This window comes from Musicola paradisiaca NCPPB 2511, assembly GCF_000400505.1.
GTDB lineage: Bacteria > Pseudomonadota > Gammaproteobacteria > Enterobacterales > Enterobacteriaceae > Musicola > Musicola paradisiaca.
The window spans coordinates 3,969,394-3,986,760 of the sequence record NZ_CM001857.1 but is presented as its reverse complement, the minus strand read 5'-3'; the positions used below and the strand labels follow the sequence as shown (position 1 = coordinate 3,986,760).

The window sequence follows — 17,367 nt, the reverse complement described above, 5'->3', positions numbered from 1 at the left end:
ATCCAGCTCGCCGCAGTTGATAAAGCCGGTCTGCGTCGGTTTACCGAGCGTCAGCGTGCCGGTTTTGTCCAGCGCCAGCCAGGACAGCGCATGTCCTTTTTCCAGAAACGCGCCGCCCTTGATCAGGATGCCGCGGCGTGCGGCGGCAGCCAGCCCGCTGACGATAGTCACCGGCGTAGAGATCACCAGCGCGCAGGGGCAGGCGATCACCAACAGCACCAGCGCACGGTATGCCCAATCCAGCCAGCCGCCGATGAACAACGGCGGAATGAGCGCGACCAACAGCGCCACCAGAAATACCGCCGGGGTATAAATTTTGGCGAAGCGGTCGACGAAGCGTTGCGTCGGCGCTTTGGCGCCCTGCGCCTCTTCAACGGCATGGATAATACGCGCCAGCGTGGTATTGGCGGCGGCGGCCGTCACCCGGTATTCAAACGAGCCGCTTTCGTTGATGGTGCCGGCAAACACGCTATCGCCGACGGTTTTGTCCACCGGCAGGCTTTCGCCGGTGATCGGCGCCTGATTCACCGCCGAACTGCCGCGTACAATCTCGCCGTCCAGCGCGATACGCTCGCCGGGTTTGACGCGCACGATACGGCCCGGCTGGAGGGTTTTCGCGTCCACATCCTGCCAGTCGCCGTTCGGCAGTTGCACTGTAGCGGTTTCCGGCGTCAGCGCCATCAGGCCGGCGATGGCGTTTCTGGCCCGATCCAGCGAGCGGGCTTCAATCAGTTCGGCGATAGTGAACAACACCATCACCATGGCGGCCTCCGGCCATTGTTGCAGCAACAATGCGCCGGTGACTGCTACACTCATCAACGCATTGATGTTCAGGTTGCCGTTGCGTATCGCCATCCAGCCTTTGCGGTAGGTGGTCAGCCCACTGGCGGCGACGGCGATAATGGCCAATAGGGCCGCTGTCCACCACGGCCACCCCATCCACTCTGCGACTTCGGCCATGCCTGCGGCTGCGATGGCGAGACCCAGCGGCCACCAGGCCTTTTTCGGCTGAGCGTGTTCTGCCGCACGGCCGACGAGGTTGATTTCCGGCTCAAAACCCAGCGAGCGAATCGCGGCCAGAATACTGTCCAGCGCATCGTGCCGGTGGGTGACGGTCAGTACGCGCTGCATCAGATTGAACTCCAGCGATTGCACGGCGTTCAGGGTGGCGAGTTTCTTGCGGATCATCGCCTCTTCCGTCGGGCAGTCCATCTGCATAATCCGTATCGGCGTGCGCTGCTGATCGCCCTGGCGCTCGCCGCCGTTTAACGGCGACAAGGGGTCAGTGGGCGCGGCACAGCAAGACTGATCGCCATGCGCAGGGTCGGTGCCGTGGCAGTGGCAGCCGTCCGTACCGGGCAACCCGTGCCCGGTGTCGAGCCGATGATGTTCATGTTCATGGCGATCCGGATGCGTGCCGGATACGCGCGATATCGGCTGCAGCGCACCTTTTCCGGCACGGTGCGCGGAGTCGTGCTTGAATAAGGTGTAGCGGGGATGTTCATGTGACATGGTTGATTCCTGTTCCGGGTTTTGCTGTAGTAAAAACCCTGTAGTAACTATAGGGTCAAGGGGTATTTATGAAGATCGGTGAACTGGCCGGCGTGACCAATACCACGCCGGAAACCATCCGTTTTTATGAGAAAAAAGGGCTGTTGCCGGCGCCTGAACGTACCGAAGGCAACTATCGGCATTACCACCAGTTTCATGTCGATCGGCTGCGTTTTATTCGCAATTGTCGATCGCTGGATATGAACCACGAAGAGATCCGCGCGCTGATTGCGCTGGCGGAGCAACCCGCCGCCAGTTGCGAAGGGGTGAATACCTTGCTCAATGAACATATTGGGCATGTCGAAGCGCGTATTGCAGAACTGCAACAACTCAAGTCGCAACTGTTGCACATCAGTCAGCGTTGTCAGGTTGCCCAGTCGGTGGATGGCTGCGGCATTTTGCAGGGGTTGTCGGCACTGGAACTGACGGAAGAGGGCAGAACCGGCCATACCCATTTGGGGTGAGGAAGGTGACGACCGGCGTGAGGAGGATCATGCTGCCCCGCGCCGTGATTCATCCCGGCATCGTTGGGATCCGAATGCCCGGCGGCGCTACGACGAACGCAGCAATCCCGTCATCGGCGTGATACCGGGCGAGCGGGCGAATAAGGTTCGGGTGATGCGCCCAGGATCGAGGTGAAAACTTTCGCTGGCGAGGCCGGCGATCAGTGCGTCCAGCGAGGCGGTGGGTTTCAGATCGCGCGATTCGTACAGATCGCCCGGTCGTAGTCCCGGCCAGTCAGCCATGATCCGTCCGCCCGAGACCGCGCCGCCGATGACCATTGCCGCCGAGGCGGTGCCGTGATCGGTGCCGTCGGTGCCATTGGTCGCGACGGTGCGGCCGAACTCGGTGGCGACCAGTATCACCGTGTTGTTCCATACCGGGCCGAGTCCGTCGCGTAGGGCGGCGATCAACATATCCAGCGCTTTGAGTTGCGAAGCCAGCCGGGGCGTCTGGGCGCTGTGCGTATCCCAGCCGCTGGTTTCCAGCATGGCGATGCGCGGCCCGTCGGCGCGGGACAAAATATTCGCCGCCATTTTACCGATGCTGGCCGGATCCTGACGCGGTTCGCTGTTACCCACCAGACCGCGGGTCGCCAGCGCCGATTCCCACAACGCATGCAACTGCGCATCTTCCGCGTAGAGCTGCGATACGCGCATCAGCAAATCCTCCGGCGCGCGGGGCAACCCCGACGGGGCGTAGGAAGCGATGTCCGTTGTGCCGCGCAGCGCCAGCGGTATCGTCGGGGCGAAAGCAATGGCGTTTTCATGCGGCGTGGGGGTGGCGCCGTGTATCATGCCGACCAGCCGGTTGAGCCAGCCGTCCCGAATTTGAAACGGCGCGGAGCCGCCGGTTTCCAGCACATTCTGGCCGTCGAAATGCGAACGGTCGCGATAGGGCGAGGCGATAGCGTGTATGAACAGCGCTTCGCGTTGTGCATACAGGTTGCCGATCTGACTGAGCGACGGGTGCAGCGCGAATGTACCGTCGAGTTTTATCGCCGTGGCGGTATCTATCGCCAGTTCGCCGCGCAGCGCGGTATAACCGGGATCGGCATAGGGAATGACGATGTTCAGCCCGTCGGCGGCGCCGCGCTGAATGATAAAAATGAAACGGCTGTCGGTGGCGGCGCGCGCGAAGACGATCCTCGGCGCGATGAGCATTGCCGCGCCTGCGGCGGCAAGTTGAATAAAACCACGTCGGGTAATCATCGTTTATCTCCGTTGGAAATCGGGGGAGACCAGCAGTAACGCCAGTGCCATCGGCGCGCTTTCCGCACGGGAAACGGCCTGCCCGGTCGCGGGGTTCAGCACGCCGGGCAGCAGTTTCTGCGCAAGCTGGCGCGCATCCAGCCGATCGCCGATGCGAGCGGCGACGCGCTGTGCGAATTCAACCCGGCGCATCAGCGCGTCGGGCGCCGCCCAACTGGCCGCGATGTCGTCATAGCCGGCGGGGGAGCCGGGGCGCCACACCGGCTGGCCGAGTTTTATGAACAACGCCGCCATCGGTTGATTGCCGGTTTCCGCGACCGGGTCTTGTATGCCCAGCCCGCGTAGCGACGAGATCGCCCATTCCCACGGTGTTTTGAATTTGGCGGCGGTGTGCCGCCAGGCCGCTTCCGACGCGATAAGCGCATCGTAGACCGTCGGTAAATCGCCGCGGCTGCGGGTGAACGCCTGGGCCAGCGCTTCGACGGCTTCCGGCGGAGGGGTATCGGCGATGAAGTGGCGCGCCAGCTTGGTGGCGATGTGCCTGGCGGTGGCTGAGGATTGCGCCAAATCGTGCATGACCGCCTGCGCCTGATCTTCGCCCGTCTGCGCATAGTGGCGCCCCATGATGGTGCGATCGCCGGGTTCATGCTGGGGCGGGCGGAACACGAATGCGCCGGCGGGCGGATTGTCGCCGGGTTTGGCGGGCGGTTTCACCATCACGCTCCACCCTGTCATGGCGCGGGCAAATTCTGTCACATCCGCCTGGGTATAGCCGCTGCGTACCCCCAACGTATGCAATTCCATGATTTCTCGCGCCAGATTTTCGTTCAGCCCCGGATTGCGCGGCGCGTTACGTTGTTTTGCGCGCAGCGCTGCGGGGCTGTTGGGGCCGATAGAGTTGACCTGATCGAGAAACAGCTGCATGGCGGGATGGCGCTCGACCGCGAGGAGCATGTCTTCAAAACGGCCGAGCACAAACGGACGGATCGCCTCGGTTTCAAACGCGCCGGCGTAGGGTTCCGCCTCGCCTTTGTCGACGGAGATGGCAAAGTGATTCGACCAGAAGTGCACCAGCCGTTCGATAAACGGCGTCGGCGTGGTCAGTGCGCTCATAACCCGCGCATTCACCGCCTGTTGGTAAAGATCGCGGGACGTCATATTCACCGCGTCCATCGCGGCGCGACGTGCGTCTTTTTCCCGTTGCACCGGGTCGCTGTTGCTTGCCGCCCCCTCCATGGCCTGTTTGCGTTTTTTGATCCAGCAGCGTGGCAATCGCGCCGGAATCCGGCTGTGCGGCCCAGATGTCGGGCCGCGGCTGGTATGCGGCGAACTGGGCGCGCAGCCAGCCTTTCGGGTTGGTGGGCGGCGTATCGTTGGGACGAGCGCCCAGACCGAAACGGTTTAAGGCGATAGCGGCGAGCCCGGATTGCGATGTTGCCGCGACCTTTGCGGATGGCGGCGCGGCGTTCATCGTTGGGGCGGAGGGGGTTGCCATATCAGCTCTCCTTTTGCTGGGCCGCGTTGGCCCATGTTGTTATTGGATCGTGTTGTTATTGATCGTGCTGTTATCGATCGTGTTCGTGTTGCTATTGGGCGGGCTTTGGCCCCGCGTTGACGGCTGGCGACGGTGGGGGTTGCCACCATTCGCTGTATACCGCCAGAGATTGCGCGAATTGAGCCCGCTCATCCGGCGTCAGGCCGGCGGCGAAATCCACTACGCTCTGTTCAACGCGCGTGCGCAGTGCCAGATCGGCGTCACGGGTGCGTTGCAGCGCCGTATCCAACGCCGCGCGATCCCATTGCGGCGCCGCCAGCAGACGCAACACGTCGCGTCGGGCGTCGCGCCCCTGTTGAACCGCTTCGCGTGCATTGCGGCGTGCGGCATTGAGACCATCGGTAAATGCTTTTTGCCGTTCCGTCGATAACGGGGCGGCGGCAAAGCGTAACGAGTGTGACTGAGGCGTCGAGCCTGTCGTCGACGCTTCGCGCGCGGCGTGCCACTGCCAGGCGGCGCCGGCGATACCACCCAGTAGAAATACATTCAGCGCCAGCGACGCAACCAACAGAACCGGCCATGAACGGAAATTCATTCGGCGTCTCCTTCCATATCTGACGGCGCGGCGCTAAACGCCGTGACCAAATGCGCCGGGAGGTGTGGATATGTCGGCACGTTAGCCAGCAGGAAAAACGAGACGACGAAGGCGCCGGTCAACCCGCCCGCCAGACCGGCGCAGGCCAACGTGCCGGTCCACCAGAGGCCCGAATGACCTGATAACCGTGCCTTCCGAACCGGCGCCGAGGCGATGATGCGGGCGATTAGCCTGTCCTGTGGCGGCGTGATGCGGTTCGTCGTCAGCCATGCGTCAAGCTGTGCCGCGTGGGTCAACAGCGCGGCAGCCGTGTCGGGATGCGTGTCCGCCCATGCCTGAGCCGCCTCGCGTTCGGCCGCAGGCCAGCGGCGCGCATCCGCGCCATAGGCGTCGACGATGCTGCGAAATCTTTCTGGTGTCATGATTTACCCCCATCCCCTTCGGACAATTGAGCGCGCAGGTTGCGACGCGCCCGGGCAAGCAGGCTTTCAAACGCATCGACCGTGATCCCCATCAGCGCTGCGGCGTCGATGTTTGACAATTCCTGATAGTAATTAAGCACCAGCGCCTCTCGTTGGCGTGCGGGCAGTGCCGCCAGCGCCGTCTGGACATTCGCATGGCGCACCTGGGCATCAAACCGTATGTCAGGGCGATCGGCGGGTTCTGTCTCCTCGAGCTCATCCGCCAGCGGCTCTTCACGGCGGGCGCGCAGCCGGTCATAGCACAGGTTGAGCGCGACGCGATGCAGCCAGGTATCGAAACGCGCCTCGCCTTCGCGCCAGTGCGGCGCCTGCTTCCAGACGCGCATGAATGCCTCTTGGGCCACATCTTCCGCCGCCATGCGATCGCCCAGCAGACGTAGCGCCAGCGCCAGCAGACGCGGCAGCTTGCGTGCGACCAGTTGGCTTGTCGCCGCCGGTTCTCCCCGGCCGACCGCCGCAACCAGTTCCGCATCCGGATCACGTTCGCTCAACGCTCAATGCTCCGCCGTTTCATGAATAGCTGTTTCACCTTGTGCCGCCCTATCCGGATTGATTGATTGAAATTTACTCTGCGACGGAAAAAGTACGTACCGGGTTTGTTCCGAATCGTGTCGGGTGGCTGCTTTATGGCTTAAACGTAGGGGGCGTAAAAATCCGTCGCATATTTCAAATAACAAAAACAGATTTTGTTATGCGCTTTTGGTTTTAAGGCGATGTTTTGTGTCAATCACCATCGGTGTTAATGAGTCGGCACGCTTCACGGGCGATGCGAGCGGGAATTCAGTGCGGCGGCGCTGTGATGCAGTAGCCGTGCTTCTGGATTTCACTGTTCTAAAATCGCGAATGCTGGTTTGTCTTTTTACTGATGGATTGATGTTTCCATTGCTGATTTTATGCGGAGAAAAAAATGTTATTCATGGAAGGCCGACGGCGGTGGTTGTCGGTCGGGCTGGCACAACATCGGTACCACAAATCGGTACCACAATAAGAGAGCGCACAATGCTGTTCAAAAAGATTATGCAAGGCTGTTTTTTCCTGTTTTTGCTGGTCGCGCAGGCACATGCGGACGAGCAAAAGAACATCCTGATCGGCGTGTCGCCGGGGCCGTATGGCGATATGGTCACGCAGGCGATCAAGCCGATTCTGGCGAAGCAAGGGTATGATGTCCGCGTCAAGGAGTTCAGCGATTACATCCAACCGAACATGGCGTTGGTCAACAAGAGTATCGACGCGAATCTGTTCCAGAACCGACGTTATCTTGACCGTTTCAGCGCTGATAAAGGGCTGAAGTTATCGGAAATCATTACTGTCCCGACCGCCAGTATGGGGTTCTATTCCAACAAGGTGAAATCGCTGGGCGACCTGAAAGCCGGTGATGTGGTGATTCTGCCGAATGACCCTTCCAACCTGGCGCGTTCGCTGGAGTTTTTGCAGAAGTATGGCCTGATCACGCTGAGCCCGGGGATTTCTCCCACTAAAGCGTCGCTGAAAGACATTGGCGAAAACCCGAAAGGGTTGGTTTTTAAACCGCTGGAGGCGGCACAGCTACCGCGCGCAATGGGCGGCGTCACCGGTGCGCTGATTAACGCCAATTTCGCCATTGCTTCCGGGCTGAAACTGTCCGACGCCATTCAACTGGACGTGCTGCCGGAAGACCTGAAAAATATGCTGGTGGTGCGTGAGGAAGACGCCGGGAAACCTTTCGCCAAAGCGCTGAAGGCGGCGGTGGAGTCTGATGAGTTCGCCGCATTCTTCGACAGAAAAGACACCATTTTTACCGCGTTCCAGAAGCCGGAATGGATGAAAGCGAAGCACCCCTAATCACACTGATATCGCCTGCCTGATTACGGCGGCGCCGTGAGTGAGGGTGAAAAATCAGCGGGCCTGTCATAGGCCCGCTTTGCGTTTGGGGTGTTGCGTCCTCTCGTCAATCAAGGCGTGAGTGTCAATTCTCCCAGGTGGGTGGCGGCGGTATCACCATGGTTAGCGTCGACCCGCAGACGGTAATAAACGTAGCTGCCAGGCGAGGTAATGGAGAATGAACGTGCCATGGAGCGGCTTGAAAAAGTCTGACCGCTGCGTGTATCCAGTGTGATCCAGGTTTTGCCGTCGTCGGAGCCCAGCAATGCCCAGTCGAGCGGATCTCGGGCGGCGGCGGAACTGGCGCTGGTCAGCGTGTAGTGGGTGATCGCCGTGGCCGCATGATCGGCATAGCGGTATTGCAGCCAGCCGCTCTGGCCGCTGCCCTGCCATTTGGTATCGGCGGAACCATCGAAAGCGTATTCGGCAGTACGGGTGACGACCGGCTGGGTGCTGGCCGCATAGGCCGTACCGGAATAGGCGAAACTGCTGGCGGTGGGATGAACGGCGCTCCAGCCATTGTCGGCGGCGGTAGCGATGATGTGCACATTGTCGTAGTACGATGTGCGAGTTTCTCCGTCAGTGTAGTTTGATGTGTCGTAGTCGTACTGACCAAATTTGAAGTAAAGCTGGCTACCGCTGGCAAGTTCGTCGTCGTTCCAGTCGCCAAAGCCCAGATTGATACCAGTAACGCTGTAAGTCGGGGCATTTTGCGCGGCGTCACCCACCCAGATCTGAAGCTGCCCCTCTGACTGGTGTGAGGCCACCAGATGTACCACTACCGGGATCCAGGCATCGCGTGTGAGATCGGCAACAATGGTTTTTTGCGTGGCGCTGCCGCAGGCGCCGCGATGCGCAATACGCAGACTATTGTTGACGATGGTCAGCATTCCAGCCCAGGAACTACAACCACCGGCTTCAAAAATCTGGAACATCCCGGCTTCTTTATCCGTGGGATAGCCGTTGGCGGGGAGATAGAACATGAAACCGATCCAGGCTTCCTTGTAGATATTGATCGGTGAGCACATTTCGGCCCCTTTGGTCATGCGGGTGCCATTGTAAGCGGACTGAAACCATTTCACTTTGATGGCGGTTTCTCCACCTGCGCCGACGGTATTGAGCCCTTCATCATAGACCTGCGCCGGGGCAACAAAATTGGCGCCCTGGGTCGTGCAAACGGTCATCGGCGACATGATCCCGTCTTCGAAGCCGGTACGTACTTCGCCGGCGGATACCGTGGCAGTTTGTGTTGCATTGTTACCGGTACTGTCGGTGACAGTTAACGTCACGTTGTAGTTTCCGGATGACGCATAGGTGTGTGCGACGCGCGTTCCACTAGCGGTACCACCATCGCCGAAATTCCAGCTATAGCTAACGATGTCTTCGCCGCCGCCAGATGCGCCGCCGTCAAAATTGAGCGTCAGTTGGTTGGCGACGTAGGATAAATCCGCTGTAAGGGATGATGCGGCAGAAGGGAACGCAGATAGAGAGAGAAGAAAACTTAAGATGGCGAAAAAACGCCGTAATACAACCATTTGAATATCCTTATCGTGATGATGTAAAGGTCATGCCGACTACTCGAAGCAGTAGCGGGTGCTTGTCTATCCTAAAGCATTCGAGTTGCCGGCAAACGGCCGAACAGTGAGCCCCGATGAGCTTATTACGGTCAGGTATTCGGGTGAACGAACGCCGCTAGCGACCTGTCATTTGACGCATGACGGGGATAGTGGGGGATTGCGGTGTTGCTCAATGAAGCCGGCTGATACTATCGGTTTTCTGAGAGGGCTGGATTATAGAGGGATTGCGTGTGAACAAGTGGGATGAACGTTACCGTAACACTGAATATGTCTATGGCCTGCAACCTAATGCGTTTTTGGTTGAACAGGCTTCACGATTTTTGCCGCCAAACCGGCTGCGTGTCTTAAGTTTGGGAGAGGGGGAGGGACGTAATGCCACCTATCTGGCCGAACTGGGGCACGATGTCCATGCTGTGGATGGCTCGGCGGTGGGGTTGGCTAAGGCGAGCCAGTTGGCGGCGTCGCGGAGCGTGAAAATCACTACGCAGGTCTGTGACCTGGCGACGTATCAGCTCAATGGAACCTATGATCTGATCATTATGATTTTTTGCCATCTGCCCTCGACGCTCAGAGCAAACATTCATCATCAGATTTTCGCGGGGCTTAATCCGGGAGGGTGGCTGATTTATCAGGCCTATTCGCCCAATCAACTGCGCTATGGTACGGGGGGGCCGGGGGACGTAGACATGCTGGTGGCATTAAACGAACTCACCGACAGTTTTTCTCCTATGCATGTTCTACATGCATGTACCCATGAACGGGAAATAAAAGAGGGAATACTTCATACAGGGATGGCGGATGTCACTGAATTCGTCGCACGAAAATAAAGGGCATCCGGATGGCGCTGGCCTGGCAGCTGCCTCCGCTGCCAGGTTGACGGTTTTAACGCCAAAGGGCTCAGTGCCCATGGTGTTGATGGCAACAGCGGTTTTTCCCTGACGGCTCTCCGCTCTTCTGGCAGCAGGGGACATGTGCGGTTTCAGATCCGGCGGCATGATGACAGTGGTGATGTTCATTATGCTGCTGACATTGCTGATGATTAACGGATGGGCGTCCTTGTATTGCGTCAGTCAACGGCAGGAATTCTGAATGCCCTTGTGCCAGTTGCCAAAGAATGGTTTTCATATCATTGGTTGTCGCCTGGAATACCTTGATCCCGGCGGCCAACAATTTCTCCAGCATGTTCTGGCCGATATTCCGCACGATGACGTGTTCGGTGTTCCGAGCGATAAGTAATGCCAAAAGATCACTTTTGCCGGCACAGGTGTCCTGGGTCTTGGCTGGATTGACGCAACGAGCAACGAACATGGATTGACCGTCGTAAAAATCAATCCACTCGGTTTTCGTGAAATGTGAAGAAATACGTTCGCCGATTACGGGGATGGCAATAATCATCCTAAGCTCCTTAAGGGAAAAGCATTCAAGTTATGCCCATTAACGCAGCGCTTCATGAATGCATATATGGCATATGCCATATATAACATCGTTATTGGCATAATCCAATAACTATTCCAAGGCGTTTGTCATGATGAGTGCTTTGCCATTCACTAAGCAGTCGGTCACTTTGGCGCGAGCGGATTTGACCAGATTGGCCAGTGTCTGACGAGATACATGCATTGCCGCCGCAGCTTCAATCTGTTGCATACCTTCCAGATCCACTAATCTCATCGCCTCAAATTCGTCAGGCTCCATCGTGACGCGTTCAAGTTCTGTCATCGGGATTCTGTTGGGCTTAAAACAACTATCTGCCGGCTGACCACAGATAGTTCGCGGAATTTTAGGTCGGGCCATGTTTGCGTCTCATTCGGGGGGAATAGAAGGTTGTCAACATGCATTTACTGCGTTGGACATAGTCTGGCATTGATGCCGGATCATTAGCAACGTATCCATCATGGCGGTGGGACTAAAACCGGAGGGAGTACATATCCGTGCAGCCGTTTCCAGACAACCCTTTTTCTCTGCTACCCACTGACGGGCGACGGCTTCAACGGTATTGCCATTTTTTCTCGCCTGTTTGTCTTGCTGTTTCTTTACACCGGGGTCGTCCCCGGCGCTGAGAATAGTCCGGGCTTCTTCACGCAGTTTACGGGCACTGGCAAGCGAGACAGTCGGGTAAGCGCCAAACGCCAGCGTCTTCTCCTTGCCGCCGAAGCGGTATTTGAGATGCCAGAGCTTGGAACCGTTGGGTTTAATCAGCAGGTATAAACTTGCGCGTCGCTGAGTTTGTAAGGTTTATCGAGCGGTTTGGCGTTGCGGATGGCGGTATCAGTCAGAGGCATGGTGGGGTTCCGTAGTTTATCGAACCGACAGGCCCCAATTCAGCCCCCAAAAACTACGGATACAAAAAAATCTGGTAGCACCTTGAGGCACTCCAGATTTTTATCAACTTGCTGATTTTTCTATGTTCCCGGACGTATAGGGACGTCCTGAAACTAAATTTTGGTGCCAGACTCGGAATCATTCAGCTTTCTATTAAGTTGAAATGTAGCATGAATTTTAACCTCACCTGTTGTCAAGACCCATAGGTTGACCCGTTTTTTTGCTTGCATATTAAACTGCGGGGATTGCTCTTCGGACATAAACCCAGTCAATTTTTTCGGTTCTATTACGTCTACAGCATTAGGTTTTTAATGAAATGACTAACCGATAGTCTTGTTTTATCTACGCCAAATCCTTGGGGATCAGAACCAACGCCATTTCATCGGCCAGAATTTCCAGGTCGTTATTTACCGCTATTGACGTTGATGCCGGTTCGGAATCAATCGTAACGTCAAGATCGTTAGTATTGATGCGATCCCCAAACAACATAACAGCCTTATCGCCATGCTGTTTGGAAGACCACTGGATCCCCTGTGCCTCGGGATTATCCGCATGAATTTTTTCAGCCCATTTGCGTGTCTCGGGATAGTTATCTGCAGAAGACCCCAGTAAATCGGCTTGTGTGATGCCATGTTTCTTCATGAAGCGGGGGGTGAGGTCAACAAGCTGAATATCCTCTTTGGGGGATATCTGGCTGCGGGTAAGTGGGTCCAGAGCAGAAAGTTCAACCGGTGCGCCTTCGCAGGGCGTGGGGAGGTCATGCAACACTGTCTCCATCAATGCGACCGACAGACTTTCTCCACCATACAATGTCGGAATGTTTTTTCCCTCACTGTTATTGATGGGGCTGAACCTGCTTTTCCCTTTTCCTGGGTTAAATTCTGTCGCACCAAACTGCGTTGAGTGGATGCGCTCGATCATTTTTCCCTTTGTCCATGTTATCGGATTGGCTAAAAGGTGATCGTTTTTACTAGGAGTTTTAATTTTCTTAGCCATGTACAGGCCCTTCCTTCGCCCTTAATGCGGCTTCCAGCACTTGCTCCGGTGCTGATATCAGGAGGTCTTTGGGTTTTTTATTACCCAGCCAGCTATTGGGGGAGCCAAACCAGACGGCGAGCGCCCATGGCGTTTTTGTTTCACCGAACACTTGGATGATTTTCTTTAACTGTGGCAGCGGTTGCCCACCAATATCCAGAGCATAGGCCGGATACAGGTCTTTGCCTTCCGATGTTATAGCAAAAATCTTCCCTGCCCGTTTCCAGCGATTGGGTAATCCGCTGGGATTTTTCACTCCGCCGCCGGCTCCAGCACGGCGTGAAACCTCTTGGGCTGGCAGCCACTCACTGTCATCCAGGATAGTATTTTTAAGTTTCTCCAGCCGTTCTGTGTTTGTTATGCCAGTGTTCTTTCGCTCGTTCCCAATCGGAGCTTCTACTGTATAACGCCATACCAGTCCGGTTGAGGGGGTGTGAATCAGGCCAGTTACTGCCCGAAAAGCTGCTTCGAGTGCTACCTTAAAAGCAGCATCATCAATGGAGGCTGGGCGTTTCAGTACATAGTACAGTTCTGCCTGATTTTCCTTGTCATCATGGACGTCTGGTACTGAGATGGTGATATCACCATGCCCATCTTCCGTTTTAAAGTATGAGATATTGTCCGCGGGGACTGCAATAACTTCAAAATCAGAGCCTTTTTCTCGTGTAATCATGATCTGACTCCTTTTAACAGCTTAATTACATATCGAATATATACAATATAGCCTTAATACCGATAATACACTATGTGATTGAGTGAAAAAACAGCATAAGGTCGGATTAAGCACCGTAAAAAGTCCAACCAGACCCAACTTTCGGTATACAAGTTTGTATTGACTACATAATAGGAAATGGTTTTTGTCGCCCCCATAATGCCGATAAATCGTAATGACATTAGCGTTACGGCTACTGTATGATTAATGTCCAGAATGTAGGCCGGAGGACAACATCATGTCAGCGACGAACAACGTTTCTGTGAAACGCGAAACATTGAATTTACGCATCAAACCCGCCGAACGCGATCTGATTGATCGTGCAGCGAAGGCCAGAGGGAAAAATCGCACTGATTTTGTTCTTGAGGCTGCTCGCGCTGCCGCAGAGGAAGCGTTGATCGATCAGCGCATCATCATGGCGGATCCTGACGCTTATCAGGAATTCCTTGCGCGCTTGGATCAGGCTCCTTCGCCGAATGCCGCGCTGCGCAAAACCATGCAGACGCCTGCACCGTGGGAACAGAAAAAATGATCTCCGCCCCTGAGCCACTCCACGCCGAACATGTACTTTCCTCATTCTGTTGCGGCGTGGAGTCTATGGATAACTGGCTAAAACTACGGGCGATGAAAAATCAGGTCACTGGCGCATCGCGAACTTTCGTCAGTTGCGATGGTTCAAAAGTGCTGGCGTATTATTCATTGGCTTCCAGCGCCGTAGCAACGAATGCAGCACCCGGACGTTTTCGCCGCAATATGCCCGATCCGATCCCGGTGGTAGTGCTGGGACGTCTGGCAGTAGATAAATCATTGCATGGGCAGGGCGTTGGCCGAGCGCTGGTACGTGATGCCGGGCTACGGGTGATTCAGGTGGCGGATACTATCGGCATTCGCGGGATGTTGGTTCATGCGCTATCTGATGAAGCGCGGGAGTTTTATATACGTGTGGGGTTTGAGCCTTCGCCGATAGATCCGATGATGCTGATGGTGACGTTGGGGGATTTGGTGGGGAGTTTATCAAGTTGAAACTGATCTCGTGCCCGTGAATCATTAAAAAAAGAATGGTTTTTTTAGTGGGCTATTGACCCAGGCAACGGCCTGTTTCTCTCCATATTGAACATCGTTTAAACGTAGATTTGATATGTTGGATTTGTGATTTTTGAGATAATCATAGATGGTGTGATTTATAATCTATGGATTATATTGGTATTTTTGCTATTATTTTGAGATGTTCTCATGCTCGATTTGAGATAACCACATATCATGGCTCAATTTAATCACTTTGAACTCTCGCTTCTGAACCCCAGTTTTGACTCCCCTTTAGTTGATGCGCTGACGGAACTGGAGTTACTCCGGCATCTGAGACTGGAAACGGATGTTCACCCTATTCTGTTTGCGCAGTTGAAAGCCGTTTTCCACATGCTGGAGAGTCTGGGTTCTGCGAGGATTGAGGGAAACCACACCACGCTTGCCGACTATGTGGAAAGCAAAGTCGAAGGAACCCAAAGTTCGACGGATCAGCTCAAAGAAATCAACAATATTGAAGCTGCGATGGAATTCATCGACGAGCATCTAAATAATGGTGATGAGATAACGGAATATTTTATCCGCGAGCTACATAGTCTGGCGGTTGTCGGGTTGCAACAGGAAGGTGATAAAACGCCCGGTGCCTATCGACAACATAACGTCAGCATCGCTCAGTCTGACCATTTACCGCCGGATCATATCCACGTTCCTGACTATATGTCAGAACTGACCGCCTTTATTAACCGTGCTGATAAACCAAAATATGATCTGATGAAGATTGCACTGGTGCATCACCGTTTTGGTTGGATACACCCATTTGGCAATGGTAATGGCAGAACGGTTAGACTGCTGACCTATGCGTTATTGATCAAGTATGGTTTTAATGTTCAGGTAGGTGGCCGGGTTCTTAATCCGACAGCGGTATTCTGTAATGATCGTGAGCGTTATTACGCCATGCTGTCGCTAGCGGATAAGGGAACAGAGCAGGGCTTAGAAGAGTGGTGTTTATATGTACTTTCGGGAATTTCATCTGAGCTGAAGAAAGTCGACCAACTGACAAACCATGCTTTTTTGAGTACAAAAATACTGTATCCGGCGATCGACTTTTCATCTGAAAGAGGGCTAATAAACCCGTTGGAATCTAAAGTTCTGAAACGCGCCGTTGAGCTAGGGACGATAAAAGCGAGTGATCTACGCACCGCTTTACCTGACCTGAAACCGGCGCAGGTGACTTATCAGCTAGGTAAATTGATTGACCGGGGACTGCTCCAACCAGTGGAAGAAGGCGCTCGCTCCTATACGGCGAAGTTTTCTAACTCGTATTTGATTCGTGGGGTGATTAAGGTTCTGCGGGAGGAAGGGTTTATTCCTGATTTGTAAAATAAAAATTAATTGTAGAATAATTACTCTAAGGTATATATAACTAATGTGAAAACACAGAAATAATTTATGTGATATACCGTAACAGCATAATGATCTATTAGAAGATATAGATTAAAAGCTATTGGCCTGCCCCTCATAGATTAACGCCATCTTTGTTTGAGGATAGCGTTACATCGACTAGTTTGACTCACAGAAAAAATATTCCCCAGCACACTTTTGATATTTATCTTAATGTTTTTTTATTTTCTTCTATTATATGATTCCTTTGCTTTCACCAGATATCCTTCATGCTCCATGATCTTTTGTATAAATATTTCTATTAAATCAATGGAGTAGTAGTGATATTCTGGATTTTCATTTTTATGATGATATTTATTATTACTATTTTTCCATGAATTTTTGCATATAACCGAATCGAAACAATTTCTATTTATTACATACTTACCTTCTCTATTTTTCGAAGTAAGACATTTTGACAACTTATCTTCACTATATCTGGAATGCAATCTATCATTGATTTCTTTTATAGCATTTTTTTGCAGAAATGGATGCGTTTGAGAGCGATCAACAGCTTGTTTTATAACAAGTGCTTTCTTTAGCCCTTCCATACCTTCTTCTGCTTTAGCAAGAATGATGGAATTCCCATCCTCTGAGTCTTTCACGAAGACAAGTTTTACATTTAGGGGAATTGCGAATTCAATATCATCATTATTTTCCATAACATTATATAAAGATGATGTTAAGTTAAGTATGTCATCAGCAATATTTCCATATGTTGATTTCATCATTGCAACTGGAGGGGATTTAAATTCTCCAACTAATGAAATCATCCCCACATGGGAGTTTTTTAAAAATGATATCTCAGTAAATTCTTCAAAATGAGAGGTAAAATTCAAAACACCTGACTGAAATATTCTTGATATAATACCTTGAACTTCTGGCATTAACAAATGAACAGCTTGATCCCTGAAGTAAGCTATTTGCTCAATGTTCTTTCTGACTTTTGATTCGACAGGATAAATCCTGTCCAAACATTCTCTTAAAGAAATTGTTTCTTTAATTCCTTTTTTGTTGGTTTGTTTAAAGATTGTTTTTTCGCCATCCTTCTCAATTATTTTTGCTTTGAGAAATTGCTCCCATGCTGTACAAAAACACATAACAAACGCATCCATTTTATTTTCTAATGATGGTCTGTTATATAACTCTAATGCTAATATCATATTATCTCTTGACTTTTTCAATAACGCCTTTGCTAACTTTGATTTGCAGTTATGTCCTAAAGCTATTATATGTTTACTCTGAGATAATTGTTTGGCAAACTCTATCAGAGAAATACTTAGTGTATTTGAAGACTCAAATGAACTATTCCCGCTTTCACTGATAAATTCAGAAAGTTGACCTTTTCCATAATAAGTTTTAAATGTTGCTGGCTTCCAGCCTGTAGCTTTTAGAATATCAAACTCATCAAATATCTTATGGTTTTTTTCTGCATCTTGTAAAAAAATATAAAGTGCAGAAATGCTCTTGTTAATTTTCATACTATAATGCCTTATCTTGAATTTATTATTTTTGAATAAATATATTTTCTAATTTATTATAATTACTTGAATTTTTTGTTTATGT

Annotated in this window: 18 protein-coding genes and 1 pseudogene; 6 read left to right on the top strand and 13 right to left on the bottom strand. The window is 53.0% G+C overall.

The features are described from left to right. A partial coding sequence (locus DPA2511_RS22060) for a heavy metal translocating P-type ATPase (protein WP_155961694.1) occupies window positions 1-1,512 on the bottom strand: 1,512 nt, incomplete at its 3' end. Between the two features lie 68 nt (window positions 1,513-1,580). Here DPA2511_RS22060 and cadR point away from each other — a divergent pair. Beyond that, window positions 1,581-2,015 (top strand): Cd(II)/Pb(II)-responsive transcriptional regulator, encoded by a 435-nt coding sequence (gene cadR / locus DPA2511_RS17650; RefSeq protein ID WP_015855102.1) that lies wholly within the window; start codon window positions 1,581-1,583, stop codon window positions 2,013-2,015. Between the two features lie 87 nt (window positions 2,016-2,102). Here the strand turns inward: cadR and DPA2511_RS17645 are convergent, their stop codons facing one another. From DPA2511_RS17645 to DPA2511_RS17625, 5 genes are all read right to left on the bottom strand, one after another. After that, entirely contained in the window at window positions 2,103-3,263 is a 1,161-nt protein-coding gene (locus DPA2511_RS17645) for a DUF1501 domain-containing protein (protein ID WP_015855101.1), read from the bottom strand. Between the two features lie 3 nt (window positions 3,264-3,266). Next, the gene (locus DPA2511_RS22055; protein ID WP_196805846.1) at window positions 3,267-4,535 is read right to left on the bottom strand and encodes a DUF1800 domain-containing protein; all 1,269 of its coding nucleotides are present in this window, start codon (window positions 4,533-4,535) and stop codon (window positions 3,267-3,269) included. A 314-nt stretch (window positions 4,536-4,849) separates the two neighbouring features. After that, entirely contained in the window at window positions 4,850-5,353 is a 504-nt protein-coding gene (locus DPA2511_RS17635; RefSeq protein ID WP_015855099.1) for a periplasmic heavy metal sensor, read from the bottom strand. Further along, window positions 5,350-5,775 carry a hypothetical protein gene (locus DPA2511_RS17630; protein WP_015855098.1) on the bottom strand — a complete coding sequence of 142 codons (426 nt, stop codon included), beginning with the start codon at window positions 5,773-5,775 and terminating at the stop codon, window positions 5,350-5,352. Before DPA2511_RS17630 ends, DPA2511_RS17635 begins: the two co-directional genes overlap by 4 nt. Beyond that, window positions 5,772-6,326, bottom strand: a complete 555-nt coding sequence (locus DPA2511_RS17625; protein ID WP_015855097.1) for an RNA polymerase sigma factor — start codon at window positions 6,324-6,326, stop codon at window positions 5,772-5,774. The genes DPA2511_RS17630 and DPA2511_RS17625 overlap by 4 nt, the downstream gene beginning before the upstream one ends. A 508-nt stretch (window positions 6,327-6,834) precedes the next feature. Between DPA2511_RS17625 and DPA2511_RS17620 the strand changes: the two genes are divergently transcribed. Continuing rightward, a complete protein-coding gene (locus DPA2511_RS17620; RefSeq protein WP_015855096.1) occupies window positions 6,835-7,656 on the top strand; it encodes a MetQ/NlpA family ABC transporter substrate-binding protein in 822 nt (273 codons plus the stop codon). A gap of 110 nt (window positions 7,657-7,766) precedes the next feature. On the opposite strand, the gene DPA2511_RS17615 is transcribed toward DPA2511_RS17620, so the two are convergent. Then, a complete protein-coding gene (locus tag DPA2511_RS17615; RefSeq protein ID WP_015855095.1) occupies window positions 7,767-9,230 on the bottom strand; it encodes a PKD domain-containing protein in 1,464 nt (487 codons plus the stop codon). A 272-nt stretch (window positions 9,231-9,502) separates the two neighbouring features. Here DPA2511_RS17615 and DPA2511_RS17610 point away from each other — a divergent pair, with 272 nt between their 5' ends. Next, on the top strand, window positions 9,503-10,099 hold the full coding sequence (locus DPA2511_RS17610; protein ID WP_015855094.1) for a class I SAM-dependent methyltransferase: 597 nt from the start codon (window positions 9,503-9,505) through the stop codon (window positions 10,097-10,099). A 70-nt stretch (window positions 10,100-10,169) separates the two neighbouring features. Here DPA2511_RS17610 and DPA2511_RS22050 read toward each other — a convergent pair whose 3' ends face one another. From DPA2511_RS22050 to DPA2511_RS17585, 5 genes and pseudogenes are all read right to left on the bottom strand, one after another. Continuing rightward, complete coding sequence (locus tag DPA2511_RS22050; RefSeq protein ID WP_015855093.1) at window positions 10,170-10,667, bottom strand: NifB/NifX family molybdenum-iron cluster-binding protein; 498 nt, start codon at window positions 10,665-10,667, stop codon at window positions 10,170-10,172. A gap of 111 nt (window positions 10,668-10,778) precedes the next feature. After that, window positions 10,779-11,063, bottom strand: a complete 285-nt coding sequence (locus tag DPA2511_RS17600) for a DUF134 domain-containing protein (RefSeq protein ID WP_015855092.1) — start codon at window positions 11,061-11,063, stop codon at window positions 10,779-10,781. 132 nt (window positions 11,064-11,195) lie between these two features. Further along, a pseudogene (locus DPA2511_RS23250) lies at window positions 11,196-11,551 on the bottom strand (Arm DNA-binding domain-containing protein); the annotation flags it as partial. Window positions 11,552-11,933: 382 nt separating this feature from the next. Then, window positions 11,934-12,587 (bottom strand): RES family NAD+ phosphorylase, encoded by a 654-nt coding sequence (locus tag DPA2511_RS17590; protein WP_015855091.1) that lies wholly within the window; start codon window positions 12,585-12,587, stop codon window positions 11,934-11,936. Next, the gene (locus DPA2511_RS17585) at window positions 12,580-13,299 is read right to left on the bottom strand and encodes a hypothetical protein (RefSeq protein WP_015855090.1); all 720 of its coding nucleotides are present in this window, start codon (window positions 13,297-13,299) and stop codon (window positions 12,580-12,582) included. The genes DPA2511_RS17590 and DPA2511_RS17585 overlap by 8 nt, the downstream gene beginning before the upstream one ends. A gap of 277 nt (window positions 13,300-13,576) precedes the next feature. Between DPA2511_RS17585 and DPA2511_RS17580 the strand changes: the two genes are divergently transcribed. The 3 genes from DPA2511_RS17580 to DPA2511_RS17570 all read left to right on the top strand — a co-directional run bounded on the left by DPA2511_RS17580 (window position 13,577) and on the right by DPA2511_RS17570 (window position 15,741). After that, entirely contained in the window at window positions 13,577-13,870 is a 294-nt protein-coding gene (locus tag DPA2511_RS17580) for a type II toxin-antitoxin system TacA family antitoxin (RefSeq protein WP_015855089.1), read from the top strand. Beyond that, entirely contained in the window at window positions 13,867-14,361 is a 495-nt protein-coding gene (locus tag DPA2511_RS17575; RefSeq protein ID WP_015855088.1) for a GNAT family N-acetyltransferase, read from the top strand. The genes DPA2511_RS17580 and DPA2511_RS17575 overlap by 4 nt, the downstream gene beginning before the upstream one ends. 237 nt (window positions 14,362-14,598) lie before the next feature. Then, the gene (locus DPA2511_RS17570; protein WP_015855087.1) at window positions 14,599-15,741 is read left to right on the top strand and encodes a Fic family protein; all 1,143 of its coding nucleotides are present in this window, start codon (window positions 14,599-14,601) and stop codon (window positions 15,739-15,741) included. A 242-nt stretch (window positions 15,742-15,983) separates the two neighbouring features. Here the strand turns inward: DPA2511_RS17570 and DPA2511_RS17565 are convergent, their stop codons facing one another. Then, window positions 15,984-17,282 carry a DUF3644 domain-containing protein gene (locus DPA2511_RS17565; RefSeq protein WP_015855086.1) on the bottom strand — a complete coding sequence of 433 codons (1,299 nt, stop codon included), beginning with the start codon at window positions 17,280-17,282 and terminating at the stop codon, window positions 15,984-15,986. Window positions 17,283-17,367 lie beyond the last annotated feature (85 nt).